Origin of the sequence: Ottowia sp. (genome assembly GCF_016703145.1) — a bacterium.
GTDB lineage: Bacteria > Pseudomonadota > Gammaproteobacteria > Burkholderiales > Burkholderiaceae_C > Ottowia.
In genome coordinates this window covers 1,257,874-1,279,078 of record NZ_JADJCO010000003.1, presented here as the reverse complement: position 1 = coordinate 1,279,078, position 21,205 = coordinate 1,257,874, and the positions used below count along the sequence as shown (strand labels likewise).

The 21,205-nt window shown below is 71.5% G+C and carries 19 protein-coding genes; 11 read left to right on the top strand and 8 right to left on the bottom strand.

Translation table 11 applies throughout. The features are described from left to right. The first annotated feature begins 3 nt into the window (after positions 1-3). Positions 4-471: a tRNA (uridine(34)/cytosine(34)/5-carboxymethylaminomethyluridine(34)-2'-O)-methyltransferase TrmL gene (gene trmL, locus IPG65_RS09855; protein ID WP_293189027.1), complete on the top strand. Its 468-nt coding sequence runs from the start codon at positions 4-6 to the stop codon at positions 469-471. A 13-nt stretch (positions 472-484) separates the two neighbouring features. Here the strand turns inward: trmL and IPG65_RS09850 are convergent, their stop codons facing one another. Beyond that, entirely contained in the window at positions 485-937 is a 453-nt protein-coding gene (locus IPG65_RS09850) for a MaoC family dehydratase (protein ID WP_293189026.1), read from the bottom strand. 211 nt (positions 938-1,148) lie between these two features. Between IPG65_RS09850 and IPG65_RS09845 the strand changes: the two genes are divergently transcribed. Both IPG65_RS09845 and IPG65_RS09840 read left to right on the top strand, forming a co-directional pair. Next, positions 1,149-1,799 (top strand): trimeric intracellular cation channel family protein, encoded by a 651-nt coding sequence (locus tag IPG65_RS09845; protein ID WP_293189025.1) that lies wholly within the window; start codon positions 1,149-1,151, stop codon positions 1,797-1,799. A 33-nt stretch (positions 1,800-1,832) separates the two neighbouring features. Then, positions 1,833-2,267, top strand: coding sequence for a DUF1841 family protein (locus IPG65_RS09840; RefSeq protein ID WP_293189024.1), 435 nt, complete (start codon positions 1,833-1,835; stop codon positions 2,265-2,267). 108 nt (positions 2,268-2,375) lie between these two features. On the opposite strand, the gene IPG65_RS09835 is transcribed toward IPG65_RS09840, so the two are convergent. Then, positions 2,376-3,578 (bottom strand): CoA transferase, encoded by a 1,203-nt coding sequence (locus tag IPG65_RS09835; protein ID WP_293189023.1) that lies wholly within the window; start codon positions 3,576-3,578, stop codon positions 2,376-2,378. Positions 3,579-3,852: 274 nt separating this feature from the next. Next, complete coding sequence (locus tag IPG65_RS09830) at positions 3,853-4,527, bottom strand: c-type cytochrome (protein WP_293189022.1); 675 nt, start codon at positions 4,525-4,527, stop codon at positions 3,853-3,855. A gap of 109 nt (positions 4,528-4,636) precedes the next feature. Here IPG65_RS09830 and IPG65_RS09825 point away from each other — a divergent pair, with 109 nt between their 5' ends. The 3 genes from IPG65_RS09825 (at position 4,637) to IPG65_RS09815 (ending at position 7,361) form a co-directional block, all read left to right on the top strand. Next, entirely contained in the window at positions 4,637-5,479 is an 843-nt protein-coding gene (locus tag IPG65_RS09825) for a MoxR family ATPase (RefSeq protein ID WP_293189021.1), read from the top strand. A 66-nt stretch (positions 5,480-5,545) separates the two neighbouring features. Continuing rightward, a complete protein-coding gene (locus IPG65_RS09820; RefSeq protein WP_293189020.1) occupies positions 5,546-6,163 on the top strand; it encodes a GNAT family protein in 618 nt (205 codons plus the stop codon). 10 nt (positions 6,164-6,173) lie between these two features. Beyond that, positions 6,174-7,361 carry a VWA domain-containing protein gene (locus tag IPG65_RS09815; RefSeq protein ID WP_293189019.1) on the top strand — a complete coding sequence of 396 codons (1,188 nt, stop codon included), beginning with the start codon at positions 6,174-6,176 and terminating at the stop codon, positions 7,359-7,361. A 3-nt stretch (positions 7,362-7,364) separates the two neighbouring features. Here IPG65_RS09815 and IPG65_RS09810 read toward each other — a convergent pair whose 3' ends face one another. Further along, a complete protein-coding gene (locus tag IPG65_RS09810) occupies positions 7,365-7,922 on the bottom strand; it encodes a hemerythrin domain-containing protein (RefSeq protein ID WP_293189018.1) in 558 nt (185 codons plus the stop codon). A 126-nt stretch (positions 7,923-8,048) separates the two neighbouring features. Between IPG65_RS09810 and IPG65_RS09805 the strand changes: the two genes are divergently transcribed. Both IPG65_RS09805 and IPG65_RS09800 read left to right on the top strand, forming a co-directional pair. Beyond that, on the top strand, positions 8,049-9,941 hold the full coding sequence (locus tag IPG65_RS09805) for a BamA/TamA family outer membrane protein (protein WP_293189017.1): 1,893 nt from the start codon (positions 8,049-8,051) through the stop codon (positions 9,939-9,941). Then, positions 9,941-14,050, top strand: a complete 4,110-nt coding sequence (locus IPG65_RS09800) for a translocation/assembly module TamB domain-containing protein (protein WP_293189016.1) — start codon at positions 9,941-9,943, stop codon at positions 14,048-14,050. Before IPG65_RS09805 ends, IPG65_RS09800 begins: the two co-directional genes overlap by 1 nt. A gap of 125 nt (positions 14,051-14,175) precedes the next feature. Here the strand turns inward: IPG65_RS09800 and IPG65_RS09795 are convergent, their stop codons facing one another. Next, complete coding sequence (locus IPG65_RS09795) at positions 14,176-14,604, bottom strand: RNA-binding S4 domain-containing protein (protein ID WP_293189015.1); 429 nt, start codon at positions 14,602-14,604, stop codon at positions 14,176-14,178. Positions 14,605-14,721: 117 nt separating this feature from the next. Between IPG65_RS09795 and IPG65_RS09790 the strand changes: the two genes are divergently transcribed. From IPG65_RS09790 to IPG65_RS09780, 3 genes are all read left to right on the top strand, one after another. Then, the gene (locus IPG65_RS09790; RefSeq protein ID WP_293189014.1) at positions 14,722-15,678 is read left to right on the top strand and encodes a tripartite tricarboxylate transporter substrate-binding protein; all 957 of its coding nucleotides are present in this window, start codon (positions 14,722-14,724) and stop codon (positions 15,676-15,678) included. Between the two features lie 156 nt (positions 15,679-15,834). Then, the gene (locus IPG65_RS09785; RefSeq protein WP_293190042.1) at positions 15,835-16,362 is read left to right on the top strand and encodes a tripartite tricarboxylate transporter TctB family protein; all 528 of its coding nucleotides are present in this window, start codon (positions 15,835-15,837) and stop codon (positions 16,360-16,362) included. 19 nt (positions 16,363-16,381) lie between these two features. Continuing rightward, entirely contained in the window at positions 16,382-17,869 is a 1,488-nt protein-coding gene (locus tag IPG65_RS09780; RefSeq protein ID WP_293189013.1) for a tripartite tricarboxylate transporter permease, read from the top strand. A 7-nt stretch (positions 17,870-17,876) separates the two neighbouring features. On the opposite strand, the gene IPG65_RS09775 is transcribed toward IPG65_RS09780, so the two are convergent. From IPG65_RS09775 to IPG65_RS09765, 3 genes are all read right to left on the bottom strand, one after another. Beyond that, positions 17,877-19,247 (bottom strand): MATE family efflux transporter, encoded by a 1,371-nt coding sequence (locus tag IPG65_RS09775; protein ID WP_293189012.1) that lies wholly within the window; start codon positions 19,245-19,247, stop codon positions 17,877-17,879. Continuing rightward, on the bottom strand, positions 19,244-19,861 hold the full coding sequence (locus tag IPG65_RS09770) for a DUF2239 family protein (protein WP_293189011.1): 618 nt from the start codon (positions 19,859-19,861) through the stop codon (positions 19,244-19,246). Before IPG65_RS09770 ends, IPG65_RS09775 begins: the two co-directional genes overlap by 4 nt. Positions 19,862-20,127: 266 nt before the next feature. Beyond that, entirely contained in the window at positions 20,128-21,201 is a 1,074-nt protein-coding gene (locus IPG65_RS09765; RefSeq protein ID WP_293189010.1) for a lactonase family protein, read from the bottom strand. Between the last annotated feature and the right edge of the window lie 4 nt (positions 21,202-21,205).

Sequence of the window (21,205 nt, the reverse complement as noted above, 5' to 3'; positions counted from 1 at the left end):
GCCATGTTCCACATCGTCCTGGTCGAGCCCGAGATCCCGCCCAACACCGGCAACGTGATCCGCCTGGCCGCCAACACCGGCTGCACGCTGCACCTGATCGAACCGCTGGGCTTCTCGATGGACGACAAGCTGCTGCGCCGCGCCGGACTGGACTACCACGAGTACGCCGAGGTGCGCCGCCATGCCGGGTGGGAGGCGTTCATCCAGGCGGAGCAGCCCGACCCGGCCCGCCTGTTCGCGCTCACCACGCGCGGCACGCGCGGGCTGCACGAGGTGCGCTTTCAGCCCGGCGACTGGCTAGTGTTCGGCGCCGAGACGCGCGGACTGCCGCCCGCCGTGCTGGAGCGCCTGGCACCGGCACAGCAGTTGCGCCTACCCATGCGCGCCGGCCAGCGCAGCCTGAACCTGTCCAATGCGGTGGCGGTGAGCGTCTTTGAGGCCTGGCGACAGAACGGCTTTGCCGGCGACTGACGGCCCGCCCGCTTCAGACGAAGTAGCGCGCCAGCGACTCCGCGATGCACGCGGGCTTGTCCGCGCCCTCGCGCTCGATGGTGGACTGCCACGCCAATTGCAGGCCGCCCTCGATAGGCGTCGCCTCCAGCAGCTTCATGCGCAGGCGCACGCGGCTGCCCGCCGGCACGGGGGAGGTGAAGCGCACCTTGTTCAGGCCGTAGTTGACGCCCATGCGCACGTCATTGATCACGAACGAACGGTCGGCCAGTCCGGCCAGCAGCGACAGTGTCAGGAAGCCGTGCGCGATGGTGGTGCCGAAGGGCCCGGTCTTGGCGCGCTCGGGATCGACGTGGATCCATTGGTGGTCGCCGGTGGCGTCGGCGAACTGGTCGATGTGCTGCTGCGTCACCGTGTGCCAGTCGCTCACGATGACTTCCTGGCCGGTGCAGGCCGCCAATTCGGCAAGGGTGTTGAAGGTTCTCATGGATGGCAATCTAGTCCGGCGGCGCTCCCGTGGCTGTCAACCGCGCGACTGGGCGAGCCGCGACCCGCCACGGGCGGCGCCCTCCGCCGGCGGCTCAGCGCACCGGTTTTCGAATGAGATCAGACCCATGCCCGCGCCGGATATACACCTGCAGCTACTTAAATAGCAGCACCCAGCGAACCCATCCGCGCCGGCCGCCACAATACGCGCCATGGACTTGATGCAACCGCTGCCCCCGGCCTGGGGCGAAAAGCTGCGCTTGGCGCTGGAATTCGCGGCCACGCTGGCCTTCGCGCTGTCGGGCGTGATCGAAGCCGCGCGCAAGCGCCTGGACGCGGTGGGCGTGTGCGTGGTGGCCTTCGCCACCGCCTTCGGCGGCGGCACGCTGCGCGACCTGCTGCTGGACCAGCGGCCCTTCTTCTGGGCCCGGCACGTCGAATACCTGTGGGGGCTGCTGGCACTGTGCGCGCTGGCGATCCTGTTCATGCGCCAGCGGCACCTGGCGCCGACCGAACGCGCCATCCTCTGGCCCGACGCCCTCGGCCTGGGCCTGTTCACCGCCGTGGGCGTGGACCTGGCGCTGGCCCTGGGCCAGCCGATGCTGGTGGCGGTGCTGATGGGCGTGATCACCAGCACCTTCGGCGGCGTGATCCGCGACATCCTGTGCAACGAGATCCCGCGCGCCCTCAGCGACCACCGGCCCTATGCGCTGTGCGCCTTCGCGGGCGCCTGGCTGCACGTGCTGCTGCAGACGCTGGGCCTGCCCCCGTGGCTGGTGCTCACGGTGACGGTCGCCGCGACGGCGGGCCTGCGGCTGCTGTCGGTGCGCCGCGACTGGCAGGTGCCGGGCTGGCGGCACTGAAGGCAGCCCTGGCCGTGCTACCCTCCTCGCACCATGTTCGCCCCCACGCAAGAAGAAGTCCGTCGTTTTTTTTGTAGCGCCTGGGCCAAGTCACGCGCGGGTCAGCCGATGGAAGCCATCGAGACCCTGGCCGCTGGCTGGATCGCCGAGCACCCCGAATGGCACGCCGACTTCGCCGACGCCGAGGCGGCCGTGGCGCGCGTCTACACCGACGGGCCGGGCCGCGCCAACCCGTTCCTGCACCTGTCGATGCACCTGTCGATCAGCGAGCAGTGCAGCATCGACCAGCCCCCCGGCATCCGCCAGGCGGTGGAGTTGCTGGCGCGCCGCCGGGACAGCCTGCACGACGCGCACCACGAGGTGATGGACTGCTTGGGCCAGATGCTGCAGGACGCGCAGCGCCACGGCCGCGCGCCGGACGGCGAGGCCTACATCGCCTGCGTGCAGCGGCGCGCCACGCGCGACTGATGGCTGCCGATAGCTGCATTATTGATAGCTTATAGCGCAATATCTACGCGGGCTTGAGGCCGATTTCATCACGAATCGACTCGGCGCCCGCAGCCGCGCGCCAGACGGTCAGGCGACAACCTTGCCGTCGCGCAGCTTCGCGATCGCCGCGTCGTCGTAGCCGGCATCGCGCAGCACCTGGTCGCTGTGCTCGCCGAGGGCCGGCGCCTTGCGCGGCCGGGCCTTCGGGGCGCCGCCGATGAAGAAGGGGCTGTCGATCGTCAGCATCGTGCCGTCCTCGAAGGGCACGAGCACGCCCGCATCCTTGGCCTGCTGGTCGTGCGGCAAGTCGCTCATCTCGGCGACGCACTCGAAGACGATGCTCGCCGCGTCCAGGCGCTGGCGCCAGTCGTCGCGGTCGCGGGTGGCAAAGGCGGCGTCGAACAGCGCGATCAACTCGACCGACCGCGCATACCGGTCGGCCTGCTTGGCGAACCGCGGGTCGTCGATCAGGTCCGCGCGGCCCATGCAGGCGGCGAAGACCGGCCAGTCGCGCGCCTCGTTGACGATGGACAGCAGCAGCCAACGCCCGTCGCGGCAGCGGTAGTAGCAGCCCAGCGCGCTGAAGCCCTTCTCGCGCGGCGGGCGCGGCGTGAAGCTGGCGCCGCACAGCGCCGCCTGCGCGAAGGTGCCGTTGGCCCACAGCCCGTTGGCCAGCAGGGATGAGCCGACCAGGGTGCCGCGCCCGGTGCGCTCGCGCTGGTACAGCGCCACCGCGACGGCCGCGAACAGCGAGACGCCGGAGGGGTGGTCGCCCATGCCGGCGATCGCGCGCGCCGGCGGCGTGGAGGCGTCGGGGCGCACCAGGGCCATCAGGCCCGAGCGCGCCCAGTAGGCCGTGGCGTCGAAGCCGGGCTTGGCCATCTCGGCGCCGGTTTCGCCGTAGCCGGTGAAGGACGCGTAGATCATCCGCTCGTTGAGGGCCATGAGCCGCCCATGGTCGAGCGCCAGCTTGTGGCGCACCGCGAGCGGGTAGTTGGTGACGAACACGTCGGCCTGGGCCGCCAGCCGATGCATCACGGCCTGGCCCTCCGGCTTGGACAGGTCCAGCGCCAGGCCGCGCTTGCCGCGGTTGTCGAGCATCCAGCCGTACGGATGCTCCGATTTCGGCATGCCGGGCAGGTGGGGAAGGGTGCGGCACGGATCGCCCGCGCCCGGCGGCTCGACCTTGATGACATCGGCGCCCAGGTCGCCCAGCAGGGTCGCCGCGGTGGGGGCGGCGATGAAGCTGCTGCAGTCGATGACTTTCAGTCCCTCGAAGATGTTGCTCATGCGTGTGTCTCCTTCCAATCAAGCTTCTGGTTCGATGTGCGCGGGACGCTGGCGCCGCGCGGATTCATCTTCTTCGCTCGCCCATGCATCCGGCGGCTGGAGCAGTGAGCCTCGGCCCGTGACGTGCCAGCCCGCGGGGCTGGCGGGAACGCGCAGGACCCTGGCGCGGGCCGCGCAAGCGGGGCGGTACTCTCGAAAATCAAACCGCCAAGCCGGTCAACGTGGACTCGATCGCTGCGGGTCCACGGAACGATGCGCCGTGGCGGAGGCGGGCTCAGCGGAACCGGGACTGCGGCACCGTCTTCAGATCGCCCGGCAGCGAGCCGATGTATTGGGCCATGGCCTTCAACTCGGCGTTGGAGAACTGCTTGGCCATGCCGGCCATGACGGGGTTGGCGCGACCCCAGCTGGCGTGCGTGTTGTCGCGGTAGGCCTTCAGCGCGACGTAAAGATAGTCGGCATGCTGGCCGGCGATCTTGGGGTAGCCCGGGTCGATCGGCTTGGCATAGTTGTCGCCGTGGCAGGACACGCAGGCGCCCTTTTGCAGCAGTTGCGCCACCTCGGTGCTGGGCTGGCGCGGGGCCGGCAGCTCGGCCGCGCCGGCGGACTTGCCCTGCGCTTCATAGAAGGCGGCCACGTCGGCGATGTCCTGTTCGCTCAGCGAGCCGGCGATGCCGCGCATGCTGGGGTGCTTGCGGTCGCCCTTCTTGTAGCTCTCCAGCACGGCGGCGATGTACTTGGCGTTCTGACCCGAAATCTTGGGCACCTGGTACACCTCGGGGAAGCTCGATTTGTAGCCCACGATACCGTGGCAGCCGATGCACATGGCCACCTTGCCCTCGCCGGCCTTGGCGTCCCCCGCCACCCCCTGAGCCTGGGCGGGCAGTGCCACGGCGAAGGTGGCGGCGACGGCCAGGGCAGCGAACATCGGGGACAAATTCTTCTTCATTTTGCGAGCACAATCCAAGGTTGATCGATTCACATCTGCGGGGATTGTAATCACGCCGAGGCCACGCCCCTGTCGCCGATTCCCCTCGCTCCACCCCCTTCATCACGACATGAAATTCCAAGGCTCCGAGAACTACGTCGCCACGCCGGACCTGATGCTGGCCGTCAACGCCGCCATCACGCTCAAGCGCCCGCTGCTCATCAAGGGCGAGCCCGGCACCGGCAAGACCATGCTGGCCGAGGAAGTGGCCGAGGCGCTGAAACTGCCGCTGCTGCAGTGGCACATCAAGTCCACCACCAAGGCGCAGCAGGGCCTGTACGAGTACGACGCCGTGAGCCGGCTGCGCGACAGCCAGTTGGGTGACGACCGGGTCAAGGACATCCACAACTACATCATCAAGGGCGTGCTGTGGCAGGCCTTCACCGCCGACGAGCCGGTGGCGCTGCTGATCGACGAGATCGACAAGGCCGACATCGAATTCCCCAACGATCTGCTGCGCGAGATCGACCGCATGGAGTTCCACTGCTACGAGACGCGCGAGACCATCCGCGCCAAGCACCGGCCGCTGGTCTTCATCACCTCCAACAACGAGAAGGAGCTGCCCGACGCCTTCCTGCGCCGCTGCTTCTTCCATTACATCAAGTTCCCCGAGCCCGAGACGATGCGGCAGATCGTGGACGTGCACTTCCCCGGCCTGAAGCAGGAGCTGCTGTCGGCCGCGATGCAGGTTTTCTATACCGTGCGCGGCCTGCCGGGCCTGAAGAAGAAGCCCTCCACCAGCGAGCTGCTGGATTGGCTGAAGCTGCTGGTGGCCGAGGACATCCCGCTCGAAGCGCTGCAGAGCAAGGACGACAAGGTGGCCGTGCCGCCGCTGGTGGGCGCGCTGCTCAAGAACGAGCAGGACGTGAGCCTGTTCGAGAAGCTGGTGTTCATGAACCAGCGCAACCGCTGATTTTTTAGTGTTTTTTGCCTGAAGCCCGCGCCGATATTGCGTTGCTAGCTATTTATTCAGTAGCATATGGACACCTCGACCGCCTTCGTCCACCCCACGGTACTGAACGCCGGCGGCGTTCGCCTGGAGCCGCTGGCGCTGTCGCACGAGGACGGCCTGCGCGCCGCCGCGGCCGACGGCCAGCTGTGGACGATCCGTGTCACCTCCGTGCCCGAGCCGCGGGAGACGCGCGCCTACATCGAAACCGCGCTGAGGATGCACGGTGAAGGCACGCGCCTGGCCTTCGCCGTGATCGACGACGCCAGCGGCACCGTGCTGGGCTCGACCAGCTACCACGACATCGTGCCCGCCCTGCGGCGCGTGGAGATCGGCTACACGTGGTACCGCCGCAGCGTGCAGCGCACGCACGTCAACACCACGTGCAAGCTGCTGATGATGGGCCACGCCTTCGACGCCCTGGGCTGCGCCGTCGTCGGCTGGCGCACCGACAACTACAACTTCGCCTCGCAGCGCGCCATCGAGCGCCTGGGCGCGCGCAGGGACGGGGTGATCCGCCATCACGCCCTGCGGCGCGACGGCACCGTGCGCGACACCGTCATGTACAGCATGACGGCCGGTGAGTGGCCCGAGGCGCGCGCACAGCTTCTGTACCTGCGCGCCCGCCATGGCGCGGGGCCCACCTGAGATTGCCGCCATGCTCATCGATTTCTTCTATACCCTGCGCGCCGCCAAGCTGCCGGTCTCGGTCAAGGAGTTCCTGACGCTGCTGGAGGCGCTGCAGGCCCACGTGGTCGGCCCGAGCCAGCCCGACGCCTGCTCGATCGACGACTTCTATTACCTGGCCCGCACCACGCTGGTCAAGGACGAGAAGCACTTCGACAAGTTCGACCGCGCCTTCGCCGCCTACTTCAAGGGCGTCGAGATGCTGACCGACTTCACCAAGGAAATCCCCGCCGACTGGCTGCGCAAGGTGCTCGAGAAAGAGCTGACGCCCGAGCAGAAGGCCGCCATCGAGAAGATGGGCTGGGACGAGCTGATGGAAACGCTCAAGAAACGCCTGGAAGAGCAGAAGGAGCGCCACGAAGGCGGCAACAAGTGGATCGGCACCGGCGGCACCAGCCCGTTCGGCCACGGCGGCTACAACCCGCAGGGCATCCGCATCGGCGGCGCCGGCAAGAACAAGAGCGCCGTGAAGGTGTGGGACCAGCGCGCCTACAAGGACTACGACGACTCGCAGGAGCTGGGCACGCGCAACATCAAGGTCGCGCTGCGGCGCCTGCGCAAGTTCGCGCGCGAGGGGCACGACCTGGAGCTGGATCTGCCCGACACCATCCGATCCACCGCCGCCAACGCCGGCTGGCTGGACATCAGGATGGTGCCCGAGCGCCACAACAACGTGAAGGTGCTGCTGCTGATGGATGTGGGCGGCACCATGGACGAACACATCCAGCGCGTCGAGGAGCTGTTCAGCGCCGTCAAGGCCGAGCTGAAGCACCTGGAGTTCTACTACTTCCACAACTGCGTGTACGACTTCATGTGGAAGAACAACCGCCGCCGCTTTGCCGAGAAGTTCCCGACCTGGGACATCATCCGCAAGTACAACAAGGACTACAAGCTGATCTTCGTGGGCGACGCCACCATGAGCCCCTACGAGATCCTGCAGCCCGGCGGCAGTGTCGAATACAACAACGAGGAGCCGGGCGCCGAATGGCTGCAGCGCCTGACGCACGCCTTCCCCAAGTTCGCGTGGATCAACCCCGAGCCGCAAGGCGTGTGGCAGTACCGCCAGAGCATCGCCGTCATCCAGCAGCTCATGGGCCACCGCATGTTCCCGCTGACCCTCAAGGGGCTGGAGGAAGCGATGCGGACGCTCTCGAAATAAGAGCTACCGGCGCGTGTCCTGCCTGCGTCGGGACGCCATTTCATCCCCAATCCGCTGCAGTTCGCCGTCGCCGAACAACGGCCGCGCCGCCGGGTAGGCGACCGATTCCTCCAGTGCCATGTGGCTCTCGTAGGCGGCCACGAAGGCATCGACCAGCGCGCGCTCCCCGGCGCCGATGGGCGGCGGCGCGTCGCCCTGCCAGGCCAGCAGCGCTTGCCGCAGCCGCGCCCACAGGGCGTTCATGCGCACGTGGTCGGCGCGCAGCCGCGCCACGGCCTCGCGCAACCGCGCGTCGGCGTGCGCCTGCAGCGGCGGAAAGACGTGCCGCTCCTCGTCCTCGTGGTGGTGCGGGCCGGCGAGGTCGAAGTAGCGCAATACGTCGGCGACGGCGCTGCGCGAGGCGGCGTCGTGACCATGCGCATCGACGTGATCGACGATGCGCCGCAGCAGCGCCAGGCTGCGCCGCACGCGGTCGTGGCAGGCTTCGAGCATCTCGAAAGGCTGCTCGAAGCCAACCGCCGGGGCGCTGAAGCCGGGGATGGACGCGCTGACCTTGGACATGCGCCGCATTGTCCGCCGCCGCGTTTTCACTCGCCTGCAATCAGGTCAAGAACGGCGCCACCGGCCCGGATGTGCCCAGGCGTAATTGCGGCCTTGTCCGACACGGGCACCGCATAAACTGCCCCGGTGACCTGTTCGACCGTTTTCCCCGCGCGCTGGCGCGCCGCCTTGACGCTGGCCCTGGTGCTGGCCCTGCCCGGCTGCGCGATTCTCCGCACCTCTGGCGACGAGGCGTCGTCCCGCCCACCAGTGCCGGAGCGCAGCCAGACCACGCCGACGGGCGCCGCGCCCCAAGCCGCCGCCTTCGACATCCGCATTGAGGCCGAGGATGACGACCTGCGCCACCTCATCGAGCGCCACAACGAGCTGCAGCGCTACCGCGCCGTCGCCGACCTCGACGAGGCCGAGCTGGCGCGCCTGCTGGCCCTGGCCGAGCGCGACGTGCGCAACCTGCTGGGCACCGAGGGCTACTTCACGCCCCAGGTGACACTGCGCCGCGATGGCGCGCCCGGCGCGCGGCCCACCGTGGTCATCGCCATCGAGCCCGGCCCGGCGACCACCATCGCGGCGGTGGACATCGGCTTCGAGGGCGACATCGCCCAGTCCGCCGACCCCGGCGCCGTGGCGCAGCGCGAGGCCATCGTGGAGAACTGGGGCCTGCCCGAAGGCCGCCGCTTCACGCAGGACCGCTGGTCCGGCGCCAAGACCGGCGCGCTGCGCCAACTGGTGAAGCGTCGCTACCCGCGCGGCAAGGTCGGCCACAGCCTCGCCGACGTGGACGCCCCCCAGGCACAGGCCAGGCTGGGCGTGCGGCTCGACTCGGGGCCGCTGTACCGCCTGGGCCCCGCCACCGTGCAAGGGGCGAAGCGCTACCCGCCGGAGCTGGCCGAGCGCCTGTCCTGGCTCAAGCCCGGCGACGTCTACGACCAGAAGAAGCTGGTCGACGCGCAGCAGCGCCTGGCCGGCAGCGGCTACTACGACTCGGCCTACATCAGCATCGACCCCGAGGGCGACCCCGCCGCCGCGCCCGTCAGCTACACCGTCACCGAGGCCAAGCGGCACAAGGTACAGCTCGGCCTGGGCTACAGCACCGACGGCGGCGCGCGCGTGTCGCTGGAGCACCGCGACAACACCGTCTTCGGCACCTCCTGGCGCGCCGACACCAAGCTGCACCTGGACCAGAAAGCGCCCCTGCTGCAGACCGAACTGACCTCGCTGCCCGACGCGCGCGGCTGGCGCTGGGCCGGCCTGGCGCGCTACATGCGGCAGGACGACGGCGCGCTCAACACCACGTCCAAGACCCTGCGCGCCGGCATCGCCAAGACCGAGGAGCGCTACGACCGCCACTTCTACCTGCAGTACGACCACGCCCGCGTCACCGGCTCGGGCGCGCGCGCCGCGCCCGACGCGCTGATCGGCGATGGCGCCGCCGTCAGCGCCAACTACGCGTGGACGGGCCGCTACTTCGACCGCTTGCCCGTGCCCTCGCGCGGCTACGGGCTGAGCGGCGAGGTCGGCGCGGGCGTGACCACCGCGGGCGAGCGCAAGCCCTTCGCCCGCCTGACCGGCCGCTGGCTGGGCATCGTGCCCGTGGGCGACGGCGGCAGCCGGCTGGCGCTGCGCACCGAGGCCGGCGCCGTGCTGGCCGACAAGCGCGCGCGCCTGCCCCTGTCCTACCTGTTCCGCACCGGCGGCGACACCACGGTGCGCGGCTACGGCTACCGCAGCATCGGCATCCCGCTGGGCGGCGACGTGGTCGGCCCCGGCCGCTACATGGCCGCCGGCAGCGTCGAGTGGCAGCGCCCGGTCCTGCGGGAGCGCTTTCCCGGCCTGCTGGAGCACACGCTGTTCATCGACGTGGGCGGCGTCGCCAACCGCGCCAGCGACCTGCGCGCGCACTGGGGCGTGGGCACCGGTGTGCGGCTGATCACGCCCGTGGGGCCGATGCAGCTCGACATCGCCTACGGGCTGAAGTCCAAGCGGCTGCGGCTGCACATGAACGTGGGATTCGTCTTCTGATGAGCACGGCAGGATCTTCGGCGCCCGCGCCGGATGCTACTTCTTCGATAGCTGTCAGCGCAATATCCACGCTGGCTGAAGGCCAATTCGATCTTAAACCTACCCCACCGCGCCGCCGCGCTCTGCGCGCCGCCGGCTGGACGCTGGCCGGCCTGCTCGCGCTACTGGCGCTGGCCGCCGGCGGGCTGTGGCTCTGGGCCGGCACCGACGGCTCGCTGGCCACCGCCCTGCGCTGGGCCGGCGCGAAGCAGCCGCTGGTCACCGAGGAAGTGCAGGGCAACCTGCGCAGCAGCGGCAAGGTCGGCCGCCTGGTGTGGGAACAGGGCGGCCTGCGCGTGGAGGTGCAGGACGCCGAGATCCAGTGGACGCCCCTGGCCCTGCTCTCGCGCACGCTGCGCATCGACCGCCTGGCCGCGCGGCGCATCCTGATCGACGACCAAAGCACCAAGGGCGAACCCTCCGCCGGCCCGCCGGCATCGCTGGCCCTGCCGTTGCGCATCGACGTGCGCGCGCTGGCCGTGGGCGAGCTGCGCTGGGCCGGCCCGCCCGCCTACGCCCTGCAGGACGCCGCCGGCCGCTTCGCCGACGACGGCCGCCAGCACCTGCTGGAGCTGGACCGCGCCCGCGTCGAAGGGGGCGACTATCGCGCGCGCGCCGCCATCACCGCGCGCGCCCCGATCGGCGTGGACGTGGCCCTGGCCGGCGCCCTGGCCGCGCCCGTGCCCGGCGCCAGCGCGCCGGTGCCGCTCACCCTGCAGGCCCGCCTGCACGGTCCGCTGACCGAGATGCGCGCGCAGGCCGACCTGCGGGCCGTGCCGGCGCAGCCCGGCGCCTCGGCCCCCGCCCCGGCCGTCCCCGCGCTGCCCGCGCCCGGCGAAGCCTTCGCGCCGCCCGCCGAGCCCGCGTCCGCCGCCGGCGGCGCCGAGGTGCCCGCCGCCCACGCCACCGCCCGCCTCACGCCCTGGGCCGCGCAGCCGCTGCCCGAGGCGCACGCGCGCCTGCGCGCCCTCGACGTCGGCGCCCTGTGGGCCGAGGCCCCCCACACCCACCTGAACGGCCAGCTCGACCTGCAACCCCTGCCCGCCGGCGGCGCACCCGGCTGGACGGTCCAGGCCGACATCGCCAACGGCGCCCCCGGTCCCTGGGACCAGCGCCGGCTACCGCTGGACCGCCTACAGGCCGACCTGCGCTGGACCGGCGGCGTGGCCGACGTGCGCGCGCTGCGCGCGCAGGTGGGCGGCGGCACGCTGCAGGCCAGCGGCCACTGGGCCGCGCCGCCTTCGCCCCATGCCTCGGCGCCGGCCGTGGCGAGCCCCGGCGAGGACTGGCGCATCGACGCCCGCGTCGAAGGCGTCAACCCCGCCCGCCTGCACACGCAGATGGCGGCCTTCCCGCTCGACGGCACGGCCACCGTGTCCGGCCAGGGCGCCACCATCGGCTTCGACGCCGCGCTGCAGGCGCGCGCGCAGCGGGCCGCCGCGCCGGCCCGCGCGGGCGAATCCGCCGCCGACGCGCTGGCGCGTGATCTGCGCGCCCTGCGCCTGCGCGACCTGGCGGCCACCGGCCGCTGGGCCGACGGCGTGCTGGCGCTGAGCCGCCTGCGCGTGCGCACCGACGAGGCTCAGTTGGCGGGCAGCGCCCAGGTGCGCCCCGCCGCGCCCGGCGGCAGCGCCGACCTGACGCTGACCGCCCCCGGCACGAGCTGGGTGATCCAGGGCGAGGCCCAGCCCGACCGCGGCGCCGGCACCTTGCGCGCCCGCATCGACGACGCCGCGCGCACGCTGGCCTGGGCACGCAAGCTGCCCGGCGCCGCCGCCGCGCTGGACGGCGCGCGCGCCCGCGGCCGCGCCACGCTCGACGCCCGCTGGCGCGGCGGCTGGCGCGACCCGGCGCTGCAGGCGCGCCTGGCGGTGCCCAGCCTCGATCTGCGGCTGCCCGGCGCGGATGAAAGCACGCCGCCGATCCAGGCCCGCAGCGTGGACGTGAGCCTGGACGGCAAGCTGGCGCAGGCCCGCCTGGAGGCCAGCGGCAGCGTCGGCCAGGGCGAGCGCCAGCTCGAGCTGCGGCTCGCCGCCAGCGGCGGGCGCACCACGCCGCAGGCCGCGCTGGCCGACTCGGGCTGGCGCGCGCAGATCGGCCGGCTGCAGGCCGGCGTGCGCGACCCGCTGCTGGGCGAAGGCCGCTGGCAGATCGCCAGCCGGGGCACGGTGCCGCTCAGCTGGTCGCCCGCGCAGGGCGGCCAGTTCGAGGCCGGCGCGGGCGAGATCGCCGTCACCTCGCCCGCCCCGGCCGCGCAGGCGCTCGTCGCCTGGGGCCCGGCGCGCTGGCGCGGCGGCGAGCTGACCACCACCGGCCGCATCACCGGCCTGCCGCTGCAATGGGCCGAGCGCCTGGGCGGCCCGGCGCTGGCCGAGGCCGGCCTGACCGGCGACGTGGTCTTCAACGGCCAGTGGGACGCCGCCCTGGGCCGCGCGCTGCGCGTCAACGCCAGCCTGGCGCGCGCCAGCGGCGACGTGACCCTGCTGGCCAGCGACGCGCAGACCGGCGTGCAGTCGCGCGTCGCCGCCGGCCTGCGCGAAGCACGGCTGGCGCTGGCCAGCGACGGCCGCGCGCTGAACCTGCAACTGAAGTGGGACAGCGCCCAGGCCGGCACCGTGGACGCGCGGCTGCGCACCGAGCTGACCCCGGTGGCCGGCGCCGGGGGGCAGACCCGCTGGACCTGGCCCGAGACCGCCCCGCTGCAGGGGCAGGTGCAGGCGCAACTGCCGCAGATCTCGGCCTGGTCGGTGCTGGCGCCGCCCGGCTGGCGGCTGCGCGGCACCCTGGCCGCCGACGCGCGGGTGTCGGGCACGCGCAGCGCGCCGCTGGTGCACGGCACCCTGAACGCCGACCGGCTGGCGCTGCGCTCGGTGGTCGACGGCCTGCAACTGGGCGGCGGCCGGCTGCGCGCGCGGCTGAACGGCACGCGCCTGCTGATCGACGAGTTCAGCCTGCGCGGCCCCGGCCGCCAGGGCGAAGGCGGCCTGCTGCGCGCCACCGGCGAGGCCGGCTGGATCGACGGCCGCGCCCAGGCGCGCCTGTCGGCCACGCTGGAGCGGCTGCGCGCCAGCGTGCACGCCGACCGGCAGATGACCGTCTCCGGCGCCGTGCAGGCCGCCCTGGACGGCCGCGCCGTGAAGACCGATGGGCGCCTGCGCGTGGACCGCGCGCTGATCCAGCTGCCCGACGAAAGCACGCCCACCCTGGGCAGCGACGTGGTCGTGCGCGGCGCCGGCGGCCAGGCGGCGGCCGGCAGGCAGGCGCCCGGCGCCGTGGCGCGCCCCACCAGCACCGCCGGCCGCCAGGCCGACGCGCAGGACCGGCGCGCTGGCGCGCAGGCAGCGCGGGGCGACCCGCTGACCGTGGACGCCCGCGTGCAGATCGACCTGGGCGAGGACTTCCGCCTGCGCGGCCAGGGCATCGACACGCGCCTGGCCGGCGAGCTGCAGCTGGCCGCCGCCGGCCCGGTGGGCACCCCGCCGCGCCTGACCGGCGTGGTGCGCACCGTGGGCGGCACGTTCCACGCCTACGGCCAGAACCTGAACGTGCAGCGCGGCAACGTCACCTTCAGCGGCGCCATCGACAACCCGGCGCTCGACATCGTGGCGCTGCGACCCAATTACGCCAGCGACCAGCGCGCGGGCGTGCAGGTCATGGGCACGGCGCTGCTACCGCACGTGCGGCTGTACTCCGAGCCGGCGCTGCCCGACAACCAGACCCTGGCCTGGCTGCTGCTGGGCCGCCCCGCGCCCGACAGCGACGCCGAGGCCGCCATGCTGCAGTCGGCCGCGCTGGCCCTGCTGGGCGGGCGCGAGGGGCGCGGGCTGGCGGCCAACTTCGGCCTGGACGAGCTGAGCTTCTCCGGCGGCACGGAAGGCGCCGTGGCCGGCGCCAGCGTCACCCTGGGCAAGCGCCTGTCCGACCGGCTGTACGCCGCCTACGAGCACAGCATCGCCGGCGCCAGCGGCACGCTGCTGATCTTCTACGAGCTGTCGCGCCGCTGGACCTTGCGCGGGCGTGCGGGGGAGCAGTCGGCGGTGGACCTGATCTACCGGCTGTCGTTCGACTGAGGGCGCGTGAGCGATCTACCCGGCGGCAGGGCTTATCTCAAGTCAAATCAGGCTCCAGCCCGCATAGGTATTGCGCCACCAGCTATCAAAATTGAGTGTCGAACGACCCAGGGCCGACCCCCAGCTCACTCGTCCAGCGCCGCCGACCACCGGTCGTCCCAGCCGCCGCGCTGCTGCTGGTCGAGGGCGCGGCGGTCGCGCTTGGTGGGACGCCCCTGGACGATGGCGTGGGCGGGTTCGGGCGCCAGGCGGCGCGCCTGGCCGGCCTGCTCGCGCGCGGCGATGCTGTGCGGCGTCTCCTGGTACAGCCGCTGCGCCACCGGCGCGGGGCCGCGCATCGCGCTCAGGGCGAGCACGACGACCTCGCGCACGTCGGCACCCTGGCGCACGGTCACCGTGTCGCCGGGCTTGACCTCGCGCGCGGGCTTGGCGCTGGCGCCGTTGACCAGCACGCGGCCGTGGTCGAGTTGCTCCACGGCCAGGGCGCGCGTCTTGAAGAAGCGCGCGGCCCACAGCCATTTGTCGATGCGTTGTCGCTCCAGCGGGTCGGCCATGTCGGCGTCTGTGGTGATGGAATTACGTATTTTCCCTGACGAATCCGCCCGCGCAACCACGCCGCCGCGCGCGATGATGGCGGGGCTTCGAATTCCCCATTTTTCAGGAGACCTGCCATGCGCCGCGATACGTTTCTCAAATCCCTCGCCGCCCTCGCCGCCGCGGGCGCCCTGCCTGATGCCTGGGCGCAGGCGGGCGCCAACCTGCGGATGCTGATCCCCGCCAACCCCGGCGGCGGCTGGGACGCCACCGGCCGCGCCCTGGGCAAGGCGCTGCTGGACGCCAAGCAGGCCGCCACCGTCACCTACGACAACAAGGGCGGCGCGGCGGGCGCGCTGGGCCTGGCGCCCTTCCTGTCGAGCGCCAAGGGCGACCCCAACCAGCTGATGGTGATGGGCGCGGTGATGCTGGGCGGCCTGATCACCAGCAAGTCGCCGCTGAACCTGATGCAGGCCACGCCGCTGGCGCGCCTGACGACCGAGTACAACGTGTTCGTGCTGCCCGCCAACTCGCCCCTCAAGACCATGGCCGACGTGGTGGCGCAGCTCAAGAAGGACCCGGGCAGCGTGAAGTGGGGCGGCGGCTCGCGCGGCGCCACCGAGCACATCGCGGCGGCCATGATCGCGCGCGAGGTGGGCGTGGACCCGGCCAAGATCAACTACGTGGCCTTCCGCGGCGGCGGCGAGGCCACGGCGGCCATCCTGGGCGGCAACGTCACCGTCGGCGGCAGCGGGCTGTCGGAGTTCGCCGAGTACATCAACACCGGCAAGATGAAGGCCATCGCCTGCACCGCGCCGCAGACGCTGGCCGGCATCCCAACGCTGAAGGCGCAGGGCATCAACGTCGAGATCGGCAACTGGCGCGGTGTGTTCGGCGGCCCCGGCATCACGCCCGCGCAGCACAAGGGACTGATCGACGCCCTGGTGGCCACCACCAAGTCAGCGTCGTGGCAGGAAGCGCTGAAGAAGAACGACTGGACGCCGGCCGTGCTGACGGGCGACGAGTTCGGCAAGTTCGTCGAGGCCGAGTTCGCCAGCCTGCGGGCGATCATGCACAAGGCCGGCATGGTCTGACTCTGTTTTGAATAGAAATCCATCGAAGCCGTCGTGGATAAACGCTTGGTTGCTATCAATTAAATAGTTTACTGGCGTCGCCCACGCCCCCGTGGGCGGCCTGCCCCGCCGGAGGAGCCCCGCATGACGAGCCCGCGACCCAACCTGCCGCTGGAGATGCGGCCCGACCACCCCGAGCCTGACCATCCCTCCGGCCAGGCGCGGTGGTGGGAGACGCTGGTCAGCGCGCTCGTCTTCCTGGTCGGCGCGGGCCTGGCGGTGGGCGCCGTGGACATCCCGTCCGAGGCCGGCTACGGCGGCGTGGGCGCGAACTTTCTGCCCTGGGTGGTGGCCTTGGCGCTGATGGCCTGCGGCGCCGTGCTGCTGTGGGAGGCGCGCACCGGCGGCTACCGCGAGATGGAGGTGGGGCCGGGCGATGCCGGCCCCGACTGGCGAGGCTTCGTCTGGGTCTCGGCCGGCCTGCTGCTCAACGCGGCGCTGATCGAGCGCATCGGCTTCATCCTGAGCTGCGCGCTGGCCTACGTGCTGGCGGTGCAGGGCCTGAAGCGCGCCTTCGGCAAGCCGCACCGCACCTGGGTGGTGGACATCGCCACGGGGCTGGCCATCGCCGCGCCGGTGTACTGGCTGTTCACCAAGTTCCTGGCCATCAACCTGCCGGGCCTCACGGCCGGCGGCTGGATCTGACGCGGGAGACGCCCAGGCCATGGACACCGTCAACCTCCTGCTGCAGGGCTTTTCCACCGCCCTCACCGTCACCAACCTGCTGTGGGCGCTGTTCGGCTGCGCCCTGGGCACCGCCGTGGGCGTGCTGCCCGGCATCGGCCCGGCCACCACGGTGGCCATGCTGCTGCCCATCACCGCCAAGGTGGACATCACGGCGTCGATGATCTTCTTCGCCGGCATCTACTACGGGGCCATGTACGGTGGCTCCACCACCTCCATCCTGCTCAACACGCCGGGCGAGACGGCCAGCATGGTCACCGCGATGGAAGGCAACAAGATGGCCAAGAGCGGCCGCGCCGGGCAGGCGCTGGCCACGGCGGCCATCGGCTCCTTCGTGGCCGGCACCATCGCCACCGTGGTGGTCACGCTGTTCGCGCCCGTGGTGGCCGACTACGCCGTCAAGCTGGGCCCGCCCGAATACTTCCTGCTGATGGTGCTGGCCTTCACCACCGTGAGCGCGGTGCTGGGCAAGAGCACGGTGCGCGGCCTCACGGCGCTGTTCAGCGGACTGGCGGTGGGCCTGGTCGGCATGGACCAGATCAGCGGCCAGCCGCGCTACACCGGCGGCAAGCCCGAGTTCCTGGACGGCATCGAGATCGTGCTGGTGGCCGTGGGCCTGTTCGCCGTGGCCGAGGTGCTGCACGCCGTGCTGTTCGAGGGCAAGGTCGCGGAGACGCAGAACACCCTGACGCGCGTGCACATGAGCCGGCGCGACTGGCGCCGCAGCGTGCCCGCGTGGCTGCGCGGCGCGGCCATCGGCACGCCCTTCGGCTGCATCCCGGCCGGCGGCACGGAGATCCCGACCTTCCTCAGCTACGCCACCGAGAAGAAGCTGGCCAAGGGCGAGGACCGCGCCGAGTTCGGCACCCGGGGCGCCATCGAGGGCGTGGCCGGGCCCGAGGCGGCCAACAACGCCACCGTCACCGCCGCGCTGATCCCGCTGCTGACGCTGGGCATCCCCACCAGCAACACCACCGCCATCCTGCTGGGCGCGTTCCAGAACTACGGCATCCAGCCGGGGCCGCAGCTGTTCACCACCTCGGCCGCGCTGGTGTGGGCGCTGATCGCGTCGCTGTACATCGGCAATGTCATGCTGCTGGTGCTGAACCTGCCGATGGTGGGCCTGTGGGTGAAGCTGCTGAAGATCCCCAAGCCGCAGCTGTACGCCGGCATCCTGATCTTCGCCACCGTGGGCGCCTACGGCATGCGGCAAAGCACGTTCGATCTGTTCCTGCTGTACGCCATCGGCGCCATCGGCGTGCTGATGCGGCGCTTCGACTTCCCGACCGCGCCGGTGGTGGTGGGCATGATCCTGGGGCCGCTGGCCGAGGCGCAGATGCGCAACGCGCTGTCGATCGGCGAGGGCAAGTGGAGCGTGTTCGTCGAGCGGCCGGTCTCGGTCGTGCTGATCGTGGTCATCCTGGCGGTGCTGATTCTGCCGCGGGTGATGCGGCGGCACGCGGCCTGAGCCGCGTTCAGACCAGCCGCTCGATCCCGCGGTAGCGCCACACCAGCAGGTAGAAGGCGCTCTGCAGGGCCAGCATCACGCTGAACACCACCGGGTACGACATCCACACCCCCTGCAGCCCGAAGCGCGCCGACAGCGCGTGCGCCGCCGGCAGCTGCACCAGCAGGATCGAGGCGATGGCGATGCCCGTCGGCACCCACACCGTGCCGCTGGCGCGCATGACGCCGGCCACCACCGCCTGCATGCCGAACACCACGCTGGACCACAGCATCACGTGCAGCAGGGTCTGCGCCATCTCCAGCACGTGCGGCGTGGTCAGGAAGAAGCCCAGCAGCCGGCGCGACAACGCGTAGCCCAGCAGCACCAGGCTGCCCGTCAGCACCAGGTTCAGCAGCAGGCCGGTGCGCACGATGGGCGACAGGCGCTCGGTGCGGCCGGCGCCGATGGCCTGCGCGCCCAGGATCGACGCCGTGATGGCGATCGACAGCGCCGGGAACTGCACGTAGTTGACGATCTGGTTCACCGCGCCGTAGGCGGCCGTGGCGTCGGCGCCGTAGCCGTTGACCAGGCCCAGAATGGTCAGTTCGGCCATGGCGATGGTCACCATCTGCACGCCGGTCGGCACGCCGATGCGCAGCACCGCGCGCAGCAGCGCCGGGTTGATGCGCAGCGCGCGCAGCAGCGCGGCATCCGGCGCCAGCGGATGGCGCTTGCGCCGCAGATAAAACCAGAGGAAGGCCAGCGCCACGGCGAACGACACCCAGCCCGCCACCGCCGCGCTGACCACGCCCAGCTTCGGCAGGCCCAGCCAGCCCTGGATCAGCGCCGGCGTCAGCAGCAGGCCCACGCTGGTGGACAGGCACAGCGCCAGCAGCGGCGTCAGCGTGTCGCCCACGCCGCGCAGCAACTGCGTGAACAGGACGAACAGCAGCAGCAGCGGCATGCTCAGCATCATCACGCGCGCATAGGCCACGGCGTCGGGCAGCAGCTCGGGCGCGGTGCCCAGCGCCGCCAGCGCGGGGCGCGCGAACAGCTCGCCCAGCACGGCGGCGGCCAGGCCGATCAGGCCGCCCAGCGCCAGTGCGGTGCCGGCGATGGCCTTGGCCTTGCGCGGCTCGCGCGCGCCCCAGGCCTGGCCGATCAACACCGAGGCGCCGGCGCCCACGCCGATGACCAGCGCGATGAAGAAGAACACCACCGGGAACATGCCCGCCACGGCGGCCAGCGCGGCGGTGCCCAGCATCTGGCCGATGTAGACCGCGTTCACGCTGCCCGAAAGCGATTGCAGGATGTTGGCCAGCACCATGGGGCCCAGAAAGGCCAGGTAGGTGCGCCACAGCGGGCGTGTGGCGCCGGCGTTGACAGGTTTGGCGGTCATGGCTCGGCCTGCTCGCCGGCTGGCGAGCCGAAGGCGCCTTGCGCCAGGCGTTCCAGGTGCGCGCGCACATCCTGGGGCCAGGGCGCGATGCCAGCGGCGAAGGCGCGGACGTCCGCCGCGAACAGGGCGCGCGCGGCCTCCTCGAACTCGGGCCGGTGGCCGGCGATGGCGCTCATGAACTTGTAGCTTCTCTCGCCCGCTTGGCGGCGGTCGCCGACCTGTTCGCTGGATTTTCTGGCCTGCTCCACCAAGCGGCGCAAGGCGGCCGAGGCGCCGCCGGGCTGCGTGGACAGCCATTCCCAATGGCGTGGCAGCAAGGTCACTTCGCGCGCCACCACGCCCAGGCGCGGACGGCCGGGCGATGGGCGCGGTGCCTCATCGGCGCCGGCCGTGGCCGGTGCGCTTGACGCTTCGCTGCCCATGCGCGCCAGCAGCGCCGCATGCTCGGGGCGCGGCGGCGTGTCCACCGGGGCACCGGTGGCGTCGTCGAAGACCAGGACGGGGCCACCGACATCGCCCGCCGCCAAGGCCTGTGCGATGTCGGCATACGAGCCGCGCGCAACCATGCGCTCGTCCGCGAAGGCCGTGTAGCGGGATTGAAAGATCGTGTTCATGCACAAATTTTACCCGGATTTAATTATTTTGTCCGGGTATTTTTAGATCCTCCGCGCAGGCTGCCTTTGCTCGCATGCCCGCCGTTCAAACGCCCGCCTCGCCCGCGCTGCCGCGCGACGCCGCCAGCATCCTGGATCTGGCCGCGCGCTCCATGTTCGCCGGCGCCAGCGAAGGCATGCGCTGGTGGACCGCGACTTCGGCGTCAGCGTGCAGGTGCTGCCCCGCACGATGCGCTGGTGGCAGCGCCGCGCGGCCTGAGGGCGCCTCAGCCCCCGGCCGTCATGGGCGTCCGCGAGAACACCATGCACACGGAGCTGCCGCAGCGCCAGGCTTGCCCCGTCCCGATGAGCCGCCCCGTCCCCTGCTCTACCCGCAGCAGGACGATGGCGTCGCTGTCCTCGTTGAGCACGTAGAGCCAGCGGCCCTCCGGCGCCACCGCGAAGAAGCGCGGCGTCGTGCCGCCCGAGGGCATGGTCTGCACCAGCGCCAGCCGGCCCGTGGCCGGATCGACGGACATCACCGCGATGCTGTCCTCGCCCCGATTCGATGCGTAGAGGACGTGGCCCGCTGGATGCACCTCGATTTCGGAGGCCCGGCTGTTGCCGGTGAAGCGGTCCGACAGCGCGCTCACCACCTGAAAGGGCTGCAGCGCCCCGTCGCGCGGATCGAAGGCATAGGCGGTGACGGTGGAGTCCAGCTCATTGATGGCGTAGGCCCAGGGCCGGACGGGATGGAACGCCAGGTGGCGCGGTCCAGCGCCCTCGCGCGCCAGGGCCTCGGGTTTTGCGGCGGGCGTCAGGCGGCCGTTGTCGAAGCGGAAGCTGAACACCCGGTCCACGCCCTTGTCCGGTACCACGACGAACCGGCCGCTCGGATCGAACGGATTGAAGTGGGGCTTGGCGAAGGGCTGTTCCTTGCGGTGCGGCCCCGGTTCGCCTGCCAGCGGCACTCGTTGCGCCAGCGGCTGCGGGACACCGTCCTCCGACAAGGGCAGGACGGCCAGGCTGCTGGTGAGGTGGTTGGAGACGACGATAAACCGCTCGCTCGAATCCAGTGCCAGATGCACGGGGTTGCGCCCGCCGGTCGACTGGCGGCCCAGCAGGCGGATGCCGCCGGTGGCGGGATCGACGGCGAAGGCGCTCATGTCTTCGCCGTCGCCGCGCACCGCGTACAGCCGGGTAGCGGCCCGGTTGAGCGCCAGGAACGAGGGGTTGACCAGATCGCCGTGCACCTGCACCAGATCGAGCGCGCCCGTGGCCGGATCGCGGCGGAACACGCTGATGCCATCGCCGCGCGCGTGACGCTCGCGCGTGGTGCGGGAGCCGACGTAGGCGAACACTGCC